Annotated in this window: 12 protein-coding genes; 4 read left to right on the forward strand and 8 right to left on the reverse strand. The window is 63.2% G+C overall.

Annotated elements, in window-relative coordinates; genetic code table 11:
• Positions 1–16: 16 nt before the first annotated feature.
• A complete protein-coding gene (locus ACVBD7_RS25100; protein ID WP_458098212.1) occupies positions 17–478 on the reverse strand; it encodes a VOC family protein in 462 nt (153 codons plus the stop codon).
• Positions 479–592: 114 nt separating this feature from the next.
• Between ACVBD7_RS25100 and ACVBD7_RS25105 the strand changes: the two genes are divergently transcribed.
• Together ACVBD7_RS25105 and ACVBD7_RS25110 are read left to right on the forward strand one after the other, a co-directional pair.
• Positions 593–1,477: a LysR family transcriptional regulator gene (locus tag ACVBD7_RS25105; protein WP_458098213.1), complete on the forward strand. Its 885-nt coding sequence runs from the start codon at positions 593–595 to the stop codon at positions 1,475–1,477.
• A 165-nt stretch (positions 1,478–1,642) separates the two neighbouring features.
• Positions 1,643–1,759 (forward strand): transposase domain-containing protein, encoded by a 117-nt coding sequence (locus tag ACVBD7_RS25110; protein WP_458098398.1) that lies wholly within the window; start codon positions 1,643–1,645, stop codon positions 1,757–1,759.
• Positions 1,760–2,098: 339 nt separating this feature from the next.
• Here the strand turns inward: ACVBD7_RS25110 and ACVBD7_RS25115 are convergent, their stop codons facing one another.
• The 7 genes from ACVBD7_RS25115 to ACVBD7_RS25145 all read right to left on the reverse strand — a co-directional run bounded on the left by ACVBD7_RS25115 (position 2,099) and on the right by ACVBD7_RS25145 (position 10,266).
• Positions 2,099–3,682, reverse strand: a complete 1,584-nt coding sequence (locus ACVBD7_RS25115; protein WP_458098384.1) for a Na+/H+ antiporter — start codon at positions 3,680–3,682, stop codon at positions 2,099–2,101.
• Between the two features lie 55 nt (positions 3,683–3,737).
• Positions 3,738–4,616 carry an oxidoreductase gene (locus ACVBD7_RS25120; RefSeq protein ID WP_458098214.1) on the reverse strand — a complete coding sequence of 293 codons (879 nt, stop codon included), beginning with the start codon at positions 4,614–4,616 and terminating at the stop codon, positions 3,738–3,740.
• 445 nt (positions 4,617–5,061) lie between these two features.
• On the reverse strand, positions 5,062–5,709 hold the full coding sequence (locus ACVBD7_RS25125) for an SDR family oxidoreductase (RefSeq protein WP_458098215.1): 648 nt from the start codon (positions 5,707–5,709) through the stop codon (positions 5,062–5,064).
• Positions 5,710–5,770: 61 nt separating this feature from the next.
• Positions 5,771–6,235 carry a VOC family protein gene (locus tag ACVBD7_RS25130; protein ID WP_458098385.1) on the reverse strand — a complete coding sequence of 155 codons (465 nt, stop codon included), beginning with the start codon at positions 6,233–6,235 and terminating at the stop codon, positions 5,771–5,773.
• Between the two features lie 178 nt (positions 6,236–6,413).
• Positions 6,414–8,669 carry a xanthine dehydrogenase family protein molybdopterin-binding subunit gene (locus ACVBD7_RS25135; RefSeq protein ID WP_458098216.1) on the reverse strand — a complete coding sequence of 752 codons (2,256 nt, stop codon included), beginning with the start codon at positions 8,667–8,669 and terminating at the stop codon, positions 6,414–6,416.
• Positions 8,666–9,643: an FAD binding domain-containing protein gene (locus tag ACVBD7_RS25140; protein WP_458098217.1), complete on the reverse strand. Its 978-nt coding sequence runs from the start codon at positions 9,641–9,643 to the stop codon at positions 8,666–8,668. Before ACVBD7_RS25140 ends, ACVBD7_RS25135 begins: the two co-directional genes overlap by 4 nt.
• Before the next feature lie 2 nt (positions 9,644–9,645).
• The gene (locus ACVBD7_RS25145) at positions 9,646–10,266 is read right to left on the reverse strand and encodes a (2Fe-2S)-binding protein (protein WP_458098218.1); all 621 of its coding nucleotides are present in this window, start codon (positions 10,264–10,266) and stop codon (positions 9,646–9,648) included.
• A 394-nt stretch (positions 10,267–10,660) separates the two neighbouring features.
• On the opposite strand from ACVBD7_RS25145, the gene ACVBD7_RS25150 reads away from it, so the two are divergent.
• Together ACVBD7_RS25150 and ACVBD7_RS25155 are read left to right on the forward strand one after the other, a co-directional pair.
• Positions 10,661–13,480, forward strand: a complete 2,820-nt coding sequence (locus ACVBD7_RS25150; RefSeq protein ID WP_458098219.1) for an ATP-binding protein — start codon at positions 10,661–10,663, stop codon at positions 13,478–13,480.
• A 133-nt stretch (positions 13,481–13,613) separates the two neighbouring features.
• A complete protein-coding gene (locus ACVBD7_RS25155) occupies positions 13,614–14,537 on the forward strand; it encodes an alpha/beta hydrolase (RefSeq protein WP_458098220.1) in 924 nt (307 codons plus the stop codon).
• Positions 14,538–14,551 lie beyond the last annotated feature (14 nt).

Raw genomic sequence — 14,551 nt, forward strand, 5'->3', positions numbered from 1 at the left:
CTGAATCATGGATGGATCAGGGGAGCACCTCGGCCAGCTCGATCAAATTGCCGAACGGGTCGGAGAAGAAGGCCAGGCGGCGACTGATGGCGGGCAGCTCGAAAGGCTCGGTCACGATGGTCACGCCGCGCGCGCGCAGTATTTCTACGGTTCGGTCCACGCTTACGACGTTGAGGCAAAAGTGGTGGTAGCCAGCGTATTTCAGGCTGTCGCCCAGGTCGGTGTAGGGACGGACCTCCTGCGGGGCGGGCTCGCCGCCGCCGAGGACTTCGATAAAGAAGTGGTCATCTGTCGCGGGCGCGAGATAGGCGAGCTTCTCGTCGGCATAGTCCCACTCGGCGACGACGCGAAAGTCGAGCTTCTCGACGTACCAGCGCTTCGCGGTCTCGAGGTCGGGGGTGCGCACAGCGACGTGGTGGCCGCGCATGTCAGCGAAGGGGGAGGTGCCCTTGGGTGCGGGCGGCTTGAAGTCGGCCATTATCTGTCTCCTGGTCGGGGCGGCATGGACGCTGCCCGTGGTGCAGATATCGACGCTTCCGGGCGAGACGATTAGAGGTATAATCAGCTTGTTCATCGTGAGCCCAGTTCAGTAATGCAGACCACGGATTTATCGGAGTTGGCGGCCTTCGACGCGGTAGCGCGGAACCGCAGCTTTCGCCGGGCCAGCGAGGAGCGAGGAGTCACGGCCTCGGCGATCAGCCATGCCGTGTCGAGTTTGGAGGCAAGGGTTGGCATCCGCCTCCTGAACCGCACTACACGCAGTGTCTCCTTGACCGATGCCGGCGCGATGCTGCTGGCGCAGCTGTCCCCGGCCTTCGGCGAGATCGCCTCGGCGCTCGACGCGCTGAATCGCTTCCGCGAGACACCCTTTGGCAAGGTGCGAATCAACGCTCCGAGCTCGGTCGCCACCTTCATATTCGCGTCCGTCATGGGGCCGCTAATCGCGAAGAACCCGAAGCTCGAACTGGAGATCGTCGCGACAGACCGCCTCATCGACATCGTCGCGGAGGGTTTCGATGCGGGCATCCGCCTCGGTGAGAGCCTGCGAGAGGGCATGACGGCGGTGCGGATCAAGCCGCGGCTGCGTTTCGCCGTGGTCGGATCGCCAGCCTACTTCGAGCGGCATCTGGCGCCGAGGGTCCCGGCCGACCTAAAGGGTCACACTTGCATCCGGAACATCTATCCCAGCGGCGCGGCGTATCCGTGGGAGTTCCGCCGTGCCGGCAAGATCACCGTTTTCGAGCCTACGGGTCCGCTCTCTTTGGACGATCATGAGTTGATGGTTGAGGCCGCCAAATCCGGCGTGGCGCTCGCCTATGTTTGGGAGGCCCGGGCACGTCCTTGCCTTGCGACCGGGGAGTTGATCGAGTGCCTTGCATCGTGGTGCGAACCGGAGGACTGGCTGTACCTCTACTATCCTGATAAGAAATATCTCTCGGCCGGCCTTCGCGCCGTCATTGAGGTGCTGCGCGCCTAAAAGGCGAGTTAGGCTATCGGGCAGCGGGTCAAGCGGCCTAGATGGAAGCGCGTTGTCGGGCCGGGCAGGCTTTTGCACATAGTCCGCTATGCCGGAACGTGAACGAACCCTGTTCCCGCCAGATGCAGCATCGCACGGCGGCGAGGATCTATCCCTGAGGGTGGCATGCTGCTTGTGAACGACGTCGACCCCAGGCTGTGGCTCGTTGGTGTCCTCGCCCGCATCGCTGACTACCTTGCAGCCAAGCTCGACCAGATCCTGCCGTGGAACTGGAATCCATAGGCGATGCCAATCTTAGCCGCCGTGTGATCGTCAACCGCGGTACCCGACGAATGGGGTACCCTGCGCTGCTGGCAGCGGCAGCGGATACGGCACCTTCAGGATCAGCATGCATTGATTGCCACCTCCGTAGAGACCCGAGGCTGACCCGTGCCCTCGGCCGTTTACCAAGCAAAGTCAGGCGAGATTGACACCGTTGGGTCAACTCACGTGATCAGGGTGCGACCGTACATCCTGCAATTCCGCATTTGGTATCGCTTCCGCCGTCGGCCAGATCCTGTCGGGTCCTCAACCATGGGATCACATTATTGCTGATTGATGCACCAGCGCCCGCTGGAGGTGTCAGCCTTTTGCGGCGAGAGCAACAAGTTCTTCAAGGTCGAGATCACGCTCGAGATTGTGCAACGTTTGGTCGTCGATCTGGCGCGTCCGATGCAGGCGGACCAGCTCGGCTCGTCCAGCGGCGACGGCGGCGAGAATGACACCAAAATGGGCTTCGATACCCTGGGCGCGTTCCTCCTCTCTCCCGAAGAACTCCTTCGACATCGTTGCCCGACGCCGGTAGCTTTCGAGCAGGCGCGGATGGAGAAGGGAGCCGTCGGGCGAGTAGGCCAGTTTCTCTACCTCCTCAAGCTGCGCCTTGAACATGGCGATCTCCGCAGCGAAGAGGTCGAGCGGCGCGGTGCCGCGCTCGTCCTCTCGCAGCCCGGCTAGGCGAATCACTAGGCCGAGTGTCGTTCCCTGAACAAGAACCGTCACAAGAATGACAGCAAAGGCAGTGACCAGCATCAGGTCACGTCCCGGCATTGTCTCGGGAAGTGTGAGGGCGACGGCGAGGGTCACGACGCCCCTCATGCCTGCCCAGCTCATCACCGTTGCCGCCCGTGGCCCGAGTGGCTCCACCGTGCGCCAGCCCGCGCGATGCAGAAGTCCGAGAACCGCGTCCGTGCCGAAGATCCAGGCGAAGCGTGCAACGGTGACGGCTGCGATGATTGCGGCAACCGACCAGGCCATGTCCTCCACGACGACGTCGATCCCGCCAACGCGGTCGATAACCCCGCGCAACGACAGGCCGATCAAGATGAACACCGCCGCCTCAAACAAGAAAATCATTACCTGCCAGAACGAGAGGGCACGGATGCGCACGCTCGCAGTCAGAATGACATGCTGATACCAACCGCAGACGAGACCAGCCGTCACTGTCGAGATAACCCCGGACACGTGTAGCATCTCGCCCGCGATGTAACTCAACCAGCAAACCAACACCGAGGCTGCGACCATCAGGTGTTCATCGGCGAGGCGCCGCAGCAGCAGTACCCAGATCGTCCCGATTGCGCCGCCGACGACGATCCCGCCTCCGACAAGGAAAGCGAAGCTGCCGACGGCCTCGCTGAGGCTGAACGTTCCGGTGATGACTGAGGCAACAGCGAAGCGAAACAGCACCAGACCCGTCGCATCGTTGAGGAGGCTTTCGCCTTCCAACAGGGTGGCCAACCGGCGTGGCAGTCTCACCCTCTGCAAGACGGCGCGCGCTGAAACCGCATCGGGTGGCGACACGATGGCGCCCAGAGCTGCGCAGGCTGCCCAGGGCAGGTCCGGTAGAACCATTTTCGCGACGATCGCAACGGCCGCTGTCGTGAACAGTACGGCCCCGACCGCAAGGGAGCTGATACCGCCGACGTGGCGCCGGAATGACGTCAGCGCCGTGAACCACGCACCATCCATCAGTAGTGGCGGCAGGAAAATAACCAGCAGCAGATCTGGATCGAGGCTGACAACCGGCAGACCCGGGACGAACGCCAGGGCGCCACCTCCGGCGAGAAGTGCGACTGCCGGCGGAAGCCTCAACCGAGGCGCCACGTATTGCAGCACCAACACCGCAAGGCACATGCCAACGATCAACTCGAAGATCAATACCGGGTCCATGCCTTGCTGTCCTCTCAGCATTGCCGCCAAGCTCTCTTCGAAGACTAAAGCAGCGTCAATCGCAGCTACGGCTATCAGGCTGTACGGAAAGGTGACCATCATCAAAACCGGTAGCCGTCGTGCGCTCGCTCCACATGTCTAGGTCTGCGGCAACAGCAGCTAGCTTGGCTTTGATACTGCGATGTGCATCGGCGCCGAGAGCCAAACGTAGCCGCCCGCCCGGTACATCCACTGCCGCTAGGATCAGCGCCGCGGCCTTTGCTGGATCACCAGACTGGTGGCCCGACATGGATGCGCTCACATTGCGCATCCCTCCTGCAGTTCCGTCGTAGATCGCCATGCGATTCCTGGCGAGGGTCATGGAGCGGCCGAGGAAATCAGTGCGAAATGCGCCCGGCTCCACAATGAGTACCTTGATGCCGAAAGGCTGCACTTCCTGCGCGAGGGCTTCGGAAACCGCCTCTACGGCGAATTTGCTAGCACTGTAGAGGCCAAATCCAGCACGCGTAGCAATGCCTGAGCCTGACGATAGATTTACGAAGGTACCCTGGCTGCGACGCAAGGCAGGAAGTGCTACCCTAGTGCTCTCGATCAGGCCGAAGACATTGGTCTCAAACATTCGCCTGTACTCCTCACCTGAGACTTCCTCTACCGCACCGATTACGCCGAACCCCGCATTGTTAACGAAAACATCGACATTCCCGAACCGGCTTTCCGCCTCTGCAAGAGCACGCTCTACGCTCGCGGTTACAGTCACATCTAGGGCGCAGCACTGTGCCCGGCTGGGATAACGATCGAGCGTTGGCGTCAGCTTTGTCACGTCCCGGGCCGTCAGCATGACCTGGTCGCCCCGTTGCAGAGCCGCCTCGGCAATGGCAGCACCTAAGCCGGAGGAGCAGCCGGTGATCAGCCAAGTCTTGGGTGAAGCTTGCATCATAAGGCTCCATGTTTTGGTAGTAAGCTCCCTGTGGAACTTACAGTTCGAAGGATCACTTAAGGTCGTGCCCAACATTGACCGTGATGGTCTCGCCCCTGAATCCGCTCGGCTGTTTTGATGGATGGCGAATGAAGGCACCTGCGGTGTCTCCAGGCTGCTCAACACAACAAGGTGGAATGCTGCTGCCATAGAAGACACCCGCGCCGCGCACCTCGCTAACGCGATAAGATGTTTGGCTCTTGATGAAGCCGTGTTCAACGCAGTTGGCCCCAACTCCCTGCCGCCTTGCTCGGAGGCAGCACGCGAGAGAAGCGCCGAACCGTGTCTCGCAGTGAAAGAGTAGAACTAAGCAGCTCTGCTGCTGGCTTCGGAGAGGATCAATAACGTCGGTGCCGCAAGGTCGGCAGCGCTTCAAACCTGGAATGCGGCAGCGTACACGGGGTTATGCAGGGAACCTTGCTTCCCAACCGGCGGAAGGATTGGTGGCGAGTGTCCAGAACGTCTCCGCGACCCCTCTCGCCTCCGGGGAATTCGGAGCGACAGACGTAGCGACCGTGGCTATAGCAATGTGAATCTTACGAGCGGCCAGATCCTGCGAGAGCGCCTGGACAGCGTTCCGCAACGCCGCCTTGCTTGCACCGAGCACCGTGTAGGACGGGTGAGGCGTGAGGGCTAGGCCGCCGCCGGTGACCAAGATCGTGCCGCCGTGGGCGCCAAACAGCTCGACCGCGGTACGGATCGTGTGTAGGCCGCCGGCAACGTTGGTCGCGATGTCGCTATCGATCTCATCATCCGTCATATCAAGGAGGTTCTGCTGGCGGACGATGGCAGCGTTGAACATTACTGCGCCCAGTCCGCCGGCGAGCCGGTCCGCCTCAATCATTGCAGCGCGCAAGGTGGTTGGATTGCGAGCATCCACTTCGACGCCGTGGGCGATAATGCCGTTGGCGGAGATTGCGGAGACGAAGGCCTCGAGCCTAGTCGAGTTGCGCGCACCAGCGATGATCGTCCAGCCTTCGCGCCCGAATCTGTCTGCTGTTGCCGCACCAATGCCAGGCCCGGCACCGACAATGAATAGTGATTTTCGCATTGTTTGTCTCGCTATCAAGGAACAGCGCAGGGTCAGGATTTGCCTACCCCTGTACAGGTGGTTAGGCGTTGATCGGCTGAGTCAGCTCGAACAGGTTTCCCCACGGATCGGCGAAGAATGCGAGCCGGCGGCTGATCTCTGGCAGATCAAAGGGTTCAGCGACAATTTTCACCGAACGACGCTTCAACTCGGCCACCGCGTCGTCGGCGCTGTCGACGCGAATGCAGAGATGGTGCCAGCCCGATAGGGCCAGGCTGTCGCCGAGTTCCCGATACAATGGGCGCTCGCTGGCGCCCGGTCCAGCCAGGACCTCGATGCGGAAGCTGTCATCCACTGCGGGCGACAGATAGGCGAGCCTCATGTCGCCGTAGAGCCAGGTGTGCATGACCCGAAAATCGAGTATCTCGGTATACCAAGCGATCGCTGCATCATAGTCCGGGACACGGATGCCGACGTGGTCACCCTTCCAGCCGGTGAAGGGGCTCTCTGTCCGGGCGGGGGAAAAATGGTGGGCATTGGCATTTATGAATTTTCCTTTTGATGATCAGTAGGCTCGCTCGCGGCTCGTTGATTGTTTTAAGAGGCAGCTACGGCGCACGAACGTCTAGCGAATTTGGCCAATGTCACGTTCTTGCGGACCGGATGAGGAGATCGCTTTCTACAGACGGGCAGCGAGGTTCTGTATTTACGGCCGTGATGGGACATCACTCTGCTCGGCCGGACGCCAGGGTGTGCTCGAGGCGAATTGGAAGCTGCCGAATGCGCCGGCCGGTCGCGTGAAAGATGGCATTGGCAATGGCTGGCGCGACACCGATCAGTGCAATCTCCCCTAACCCCTTGACGCCGAGCGCATTCACATGAGGATCTACTTCGTCGACGAAGCACGCCTCCAGATGCCCAATGTCAAGGTTCACCGGCACGAGGTAGTCGGCCATGTGGGCGTTAACCGGCCGGCCATCGTCGGCATCGAGAACGGCCTGTTCCATCAGCGCCATGCCGATCCCCCCAACCATGCCACCAGTGCACTGACTGGCGGCAAGAAGAGGGTTCACGATGCGTCCGGCCGCGTAGGCCCCCACCACCCGGCGTACCTGCACGGTGCCCACATCCGGGTCTACGGCTACCTCCACGAAGACGGCACCGAACGCGTGGGTTGAGAAGCGTCCGGAGAGCCCCTCCGGCCTGGCTGCGGATGCCTGCGCCTCAACCGGCTGTCCGCCAAGGTCACTGACAATTCGCTCAGCAGTCAGCGCCAAACCTCGGCCTGTACCCGAGATTAACTGACCCTCGCGCCAGGATAGTGACCCGACATCTAGACCGAAGAACGGTGACGCCGGCGAGGCACAGGCGCGCCGAGCAATCTCCTCTTGAAGCAACAGGCACGCCGCGCGGATCGCGGACCCCACCGAGGCCATGGTTTGCGATCCACCATGTGAAGGTGTGGGCGGAAACCTGGATTGACCCAGCTGGAACCGGACCCGGTCGGGCGAGGTACCGAGAGTTTCCGCCGCGACCTGCGTCATCGATGTGTAGGTTCCGGGCCCCATGTCGCTGGCCGCGGCCTCAATCTCCACCAGGCCGCCACTCAGCATTCGCGCGCGGGCGCTGGCCGGGCTGTGGAACACGGGGTAGGTTGCCGACGCCATGCCCCAGCCGACCTGCAGCCGCCCGTCTCGCATGCTGCCCGGGAGCGACGTCCGCCGAGCCCAACCAAACTTAGATGCCCCGAGGGCGTAGCATTGTAGCAGAGATCGGCTGGAGAACGGCAGGCCCGTGCCCTGATCCATAGTGGGCTCATTGCGCCGGCGCAGTTCGACCGGGTCCATACCCAGCTGGTGCGCCATTTCGTCCATCGCGCTTTCCAGCGCGAACATGCCGGTAGACTCGCCGGGGCCGCGCATGAAGGTCGGCGTCGACGTATCCGTCGGAAGCAGGCGGTACCGCTGCCGGACGCTGGGTGCGGCATACATGTAGTCGGTCACTGTTGTCAGGGCCTCAACGAATTCTTCGTAGCGGCTAGTCTCCCCAGTGCCTTCGTGAACAATGCCGGTGAGGTGGCCTTCGCTATCGCACCCGAGGCTCACGCGTTGCCGGGTACGCGGGCGGTGACCGGTGATGCTGCCCATCTGGCGCCGATTCAGCACCAGCTTAACCGGCCTGCCCACTTCCCTTGCTGCAAGAGCTGCCAGGGTAACGTGCGGCCAAGTACGCAAGCTGGTACCGAACGCACCGCCAATGAAAGGGCAACTCACTTCCACTTTCTCGCGCTCCAGTCCGAAGATGGCGGCGATCTCAGCCTGCTCGGCCACCACGAACTGACTCTTACTCCACAGCTTCAGTCGGTCGCCCTGCCAAGCCGCCACCGTTGCGTGGGGCTCCATCGGGTAATGGATCTCCCGTGCAACGTCATAGACCGCATCGACCCTGAAGGCCGACGCGGCGATCGCCGTATCTGCGTTGCCGCGAAACCTATCGCCGATGACGCGAGCGCCCGCACCGCGGGACGCCTCCGGCACTATGGTTTTTACAGCGAGATCTTCGAAGGCGACTATAGGAGGCGCTGCCTCGTACTCGATGCGTAGGGCATGCCCGGCGTGTTCCGCCTGCTCGATGGTCTCAGCTACCACGACGGCAACTGGCTGGCCGTGGAAGCGCACCGCATCATCCTGCAGGACGTGCAGTCGCTCGCCGATGCCCGGATCGATAGGCGACTTGTTCGGCGCATATGCCAAGCGCGGTGCGTTGCGGTGGCTGATTACTGCCAGCACGCCGGGCATTGCCAGCACCGGGCGTTCATGGACGCGTAGCACGCGGCCCAGGCCGATCGTTGCGGTCACTAGTACTGCATGGCACTGCCCAGGCTGGTTGAACTCGGCGGCGTAGCGAGCGGCACCAGTGACTTTGGCGCGACCGTCAACCCGGGTGATTGGTCGGCCGATCAGGCCTGGTGTGGCGGTCATGTCGTCCCTCCCGTCATTTCCAATGCGCGAACCAGCGTCCGCGGCAATAGGTCGAGCTTGAAGTGATTGCCAGACATCGGCCGCGCACCTTCGATCGCGAGGCGTGCCGCCGTCTCGAAGGCGGCGCGGCCTTGCGGCTGCCCGACTAGGGCGTCTTCGCAAGCTCGAAGCCGCCACGGGATTGTGCCGACTCCCCCTGCGGCCACCCGCGCCGCTCGGATCAGGCCGTCCTCCACCACAAGCGATGCGGCGACCGACACCACGGCGAACTCGTAAGACGCGCGGTCGCGCACCTTGAGGTAGCGTCCCTGCCGCGCCAGCAGCCCACCGGGAACGTGGATCGCAGTGATTATTTCCCCGGGTCGCAACCAGTGCTCCAAATGCGGCGTGTCTCCAGGCAAGCGGTAGAGCTGCTCCACCAGCAAGCTGCGCTCCCCCGCCGAGCTGGTCAGCGTAATACTTGCCTCCAGCGCTACCAGCGCCACTGCGAGGTCCGACGGGTGCGTCGCGATGCAGGACGGGCTGGTTCCCAACAGCGCGTGGCCATTGTTTGTTCCAGTCAGGGCAGCGCAGCCGCTGCCGGGAGCCCGCTTGTTGCAGGAGGCGTCGCGCATTCGAAAATAGGGGCAGCGCACTCGCTGGAGAAGATTACCGCCGACCGAAGCCATGTTGCGGAGCTGTGGCGAGGCGCCCTGGATCAGGGCCTCCACCACCAGCGGTTGCTCCCGCTGCATGCCTGGATGCGCTGCCACCTCACTCATGCGGCACAGCGCGCCGATCACCGCAGCTTCGTCGCCGCTGCGTAGGAAGCGCAGCGGTAGAGCGTTGATGTCAACCAGGCGCTCCGGCAGCTCGACCTCCTCGCGCATAAGGTCCACCAGCGTCGTGCCGCCAGCGATATAGCGGCCACCTGATTGCGCGGCGGCCAGAGCGTCCGGCAGGCTGCGCGCCTTGTTGAGGGTGAAGGACTGCACGGTCAGCTCCTCTCGTTGGCGGCGGCAATGGCGGCGCAGATGCCGGGGTAGGCGCCACAACGGCAGATGTTGCCGCTCATCCAGAAGCGGATCTCTTCGGGCGAGCCGGCATGCCCCTCGGCCATGCAGCCGATCCCGGAAAGAACCTGACCGGGCGTGCAATAACCGCACTGGAAGGCGTCGTGCTCAATAAAGGCGGCTTGCAGTGGGTGCAGCCCCTCCGAGTTGGCGATCCCCTCAATAGTAGTGATGCTTGCACCGTCCTGCATGGCGGCCAGGCAGAGGCACGCATTTACCCGCGCGCCGTCGAGTAGCACGGTGCAGGCGCCACAGGCGCCCTGGTTGCAGCCCTTCTTAGTGCCAGTCAGGTCCAGCCGCTCCCGCAGTACATCCAGCACGGACTCACGTGGGTCGATGTCCAGCTGGTGGACCTGACCGTTCACTTTGAGGCGCACAGGATAGCTGTTGGCACTGCTAAGGGGTGGGGTCAGCGCCGTCGCCGTCGCCGTCGGCATGGACCCTGCAGCCATGACGGCCCCAAGCTGCAGCACTTCACGGCGCGACAGGTTGCTCGGCACGCTGACTACGCTGTAGGGCGGCTCTTGATCAGACGGCTTTTCCATAACAGCATTCCCGAATTGCGCTGTTCGGCACCTTGCCGGCGGTCGAGCTGGCGGGCCGTCGCCGCATTGCGACGGGTATCGCCTGATTGCGGCCTTCACGCCGGTTCTGCGGTGTGCGAGAGCACAGTTAGCTGCGCCCCACCTTGGACAGATGGCTTCCTCCGCCCACTCAGACGGTTTACAAGCTTTTAAAGTATGCAATTCCGCGAGGTGGACTCGCCTTCGGATCTGCAGGGCGAGGTACGGAAGAACCTATGTCGAAGCAGAGGCAAGCCTCCGAGGGGCAAGAACTGGCCAGCCACGGAAAGCATCGTGGTCCAGCGCAGGGGCAGGCGACTTGACCCAGCGACTATTTGTATTCAGTAGATTCCGACTTCTCCCCCAGCAACGGCTCTTGCTGGATGGCGAGGTCTCTGTGGCATTGGGCAGCCGTGCGTTGGACCTGCTTGCCTTGCTGCTGGAGAGGGCCGGCGAGACGCTGAGCAAGGACGAGCTGATCGCCAGCGTCTGGCCCGGTCTGCATGTCACCGACGTTAGCCTGCGGGTCCACATCGCCGCCATCCGCAAGGCGCTCGGTGAAGGTGCTGGCGCACGTTTTATCTCCAACGTGCCGGGGCGCGGCTACGCATTCGTGGCGCCGGTCACGACGGAGCAAGCTGCGCGGGCATCCCCGGAACAGGCGCGACCGGACGGTCCGCCCCGCGCCGCGTTCCATGAGCTGCCACTTTCCCTGACCCGCATCTTCGGTCGCGAGGAGATTCTGCGACGGCTGGCGGAGCAGCAGTCGCATCGCCGCCTCGTCACCCTCGTGGGACCGGGCGGCATCGGAAAGACCACAGTCGCCGTCGCGGTCGCCCGTGCGATAGCCGGTCAGTACAACGATGGCGTATTGTTCCTCGACCTCGCGCCGATCGCCGATCCCAGCTTCGTGCCTCACGCCCTCGCATCGGCGCTGGGCATCGCGTTACAGATGGATGATCCCATCGGTTCGCTAGTGGCCGCCCTGCGCGGCAAGCGAATGCTGCTGGTCATGGACAGCTGTGAGCGCGTGGTCGAGCAGGGCGCTTCTCTCGCCGCCGCACTGCTGCGGCGGTTGGACGGTCTCAATATCCTGGCGACGAGCCGCGAGGCGCTGCGGGCGGAGGGGGAGTGGGTGCACCGCCTGCCGCCGCTGCCATCGCCACAGCACCTGCCAGAGGCCGGCTCGGCCGAGGCGCTGCGCTTTCCAGCGGTGCAGCTCTTTGTGGAGCGCGCCTCCGAGGGCCAGGACGACTACCGCCTGACGGATGGCGACGCGCCCTATGTGGCGCAGATCTGCAGTCGGCTGGATGGCATCCCGCTGGCCATCGAACTCGCTGCGGGCCGCATGGATAGCATCGGCGCCAGGGCTTTGGCGGAACAGCTGGACGACCGGTTCCGCGTCCTCACCCGTGGTCGGCGCACGGCGCTGCCGCGGCATCAAACGATGCTGGCGACGCTGGACTGGAGCTTCGCCCTTCTTTCAGCGCCGGAGCAGACGCTGATGCTGCGCCTCGCCGTTTTTCAGGCGCGCTTCAGTTTGGCCGCGGCCGGTCACCTCTGCGGCGACGACCCGCTACCCGCCGCCGACATGCAGGACGCGCTGAGCGACCTGGCCGCCAAATCGTTGCTGGTGGCGGAGGTCGGCGGGGCAGAGGTGCATTACCGGATGCTGGACACTATGCGCGCCTATGGCGCGACCAAGCTGGCCGAGAGTGGGGAAGGGGCGACCTACGCCCGCCGCCATGCCCGCTGGATGAGGCAAGTCTTCGAGACAGCGGCGCGTGAGTGGGAGGAGCAACCCTCTGACGTCTGGCTGGTCCGCTACGCGCCCCAGATCGATGACCTGCGCAGCGCGCTGGGCTGGGCCTTTAGCGAGAACGGCGACGCGGAACTGGGTGTCGGGATCACTATTTCGGCTGTGCCGCTCTGGGCCGAGCTCTCGATTGTTGATGAGTGTCTGGGCTGGGTCGAGCGGGCCTTGGCAGCCTCCTCCGTGCTGCCGGTGCAGAGCCAGAGGTGGCAGATGCAGCTCCATGCCGCGCTCGGCGGGCTGCAGATGTATGCGACGAACCGCATGCAGCAGGCCAGCGGCGCCTGGTCGGAGGCGCTCAGGATCGCCGAGAACATCGGTGATGAGGACTACCAGCTTCGCGCCATTCGCGCCCTCTGGGCGGGGAGCATCAACCAAGGAGAGTTCCTTCGTGCGCTGGATTATGCCGAGCGCTTTCGTGACCTGATCGCCGACACTGATGCTAGAGCGGATCAGCACGTCGCAGAGCGCATGGTTGGCACGGCGCAACACTTCCTGGGCCACCAGGTGGCAGCGGAAGCGAACATTGACCGCATGCTGGCCGGCTATGTGGCACCGGCCCAGCGTTCGCACACCGTTCGCTACCTGTTCGACCAGCGGGCCTCGGCGCGGATAATCCGCGCCAGGCTGCTCTGGCTAAAGGGTCGGCCGGACGCGGCGCTGGCCGAAGCTGCCGAGACCATCGCATACGGTCTTTCAATCGACCACACGCTGACGCTGTGCAATGTGCTGACTCAGGCTGCATGCCCGCTGACTTTGGCGGTGGGCGACATTAGCCAAGCGGAGCAGTATGTAGCCTTGCTGCGACAGCGAACGGAAGCTATGGCGCTGGATGTCTGGCGCACCTACGCTGTGTGCTTCGACTGCGATCTGATGATCCGGCGGGGGGACTTGGCGACGGGCCTCGTGTCGCTGCGTAAGGCCGTTGCCGCCTTGCGGCGCACGGGCTTCGGGCATTACCTCACCTCTTTCCTGATGATTGTGGCCCAAGGCGAGTGCCGGGCTAACCAACATGCCGCGGCCGCTGCTGCCTTGGCAGAGGCGCTGAGAAACTGCACTCGCACTGGGGAGGCTTGGAACCTTCCTGAGCTGCATCGCTTGCGTGGTGAGCTTGCGCTGGCAGTCGGCACCGCGGAGGCATCGGTCCTAGCACGGAAAGATTTCACCCACGCGCTCGACATTGCTCGGCAGCAGGGGGCTCTGGCCTGGGAGTTGCGAGCAGCTACTAGCATGGCGCGGCTGTTGCAAACCCAGCAGCAGGGTCGAGACGCCACCGACCTTCTGGAGCGAGTAGTGGACCGCTTCACTGAAGGCTTCGACAGGCCAGACCTGGCCGAGGCGTCCGCATTGTTGAACGCCCTGCGCCGGCCAGACAACGCTTAACACTGCTTAACACCCTCTGCGCGCGTTAAAAGCGCTACCTGCCTGGATGCTTCTCGTAAAAGGTGTGCAGAACTTGCGCGGGCGATCGACGACCCTAAAGCTGTCCCGTCGGCGGACATTCCTCGACCCAGAGATGCAGGCCTTCCTGGACGACTGCATACTCTCCGGCAAGCCGATGCTGCACGACCTGCCCGTTGCGGAGGCGCGCCAGGAACTGACGCGTCTTCAGGCGATCGGGGCGTCCGCATCGCCCGTAGCTGTCCAGTTTTTGCAAGTCGAGGTTCCTGGCAGGCCCGCCGTGTGCCTGCGCATCCTGCGCCCTCTGTATGCTGAGGGCAGCTACCCATTCGTGCTATATCTGCACGGCGGAGCCTGGGTGGCAGGTGATGCCACCAGTTACGCACGGCTTGTAAGCGAGCTGACCAACAGCCTCCCAGCAGCCATCGTCTTCGTCGAGTACAGTTTGGCACCGGAAGCCCTTTTTCCCGTGCAGGTAGAGGAGGCTTATGCCGCCCTGCTGCACGTTGTGGCCGAAGCCGATGCACTTGGCTTGGACAGTTCTCGCATTGTGGTTGCTGGCGACTGCGCAGGCGGCAGTATGGCGGCTGCCATAGCTCTGATGGCCAAGCAGCGTCGCGGGCCAGAGATCGTCTTTCAACTTCTAATTTGCCCGTTAATCGACGAGCCGTCACCCGCGCCTGGTGAGGAGCCTACGCCTTGGCTTACCCGGTCCGCACTGCGCAACAGGTTACGGCTCGCGTTTCCCCAACAAGTCTCACGCGGGCAGATCACTGCGTTTCCGCTGAAAGCCAATTTGGCGGAGCTGAACGATTTGCCAGAGGCGCTGGTCATTGTCGCGGAACACGACATCATGCGCGCACCAGCGGAGCACTTTGCGCTTCGCCTGGCCGAGGCGGGCGTCGCCGTTACCTGCACCCGTTACAATGGGGTGATCCACGATTTCCTGCTTTTGAACGCGCTGGCGCATACTGCGCCGGCGCGTAGCGCAATGGCTCAGATTTCCGGTAGTCTGCGGGCGGCCTTGTACCAGGGTTAACGCTTGCGAACGAA

It is taken from the genome of Roseomonas sp. WA12 (assembly GCF_054165765.1).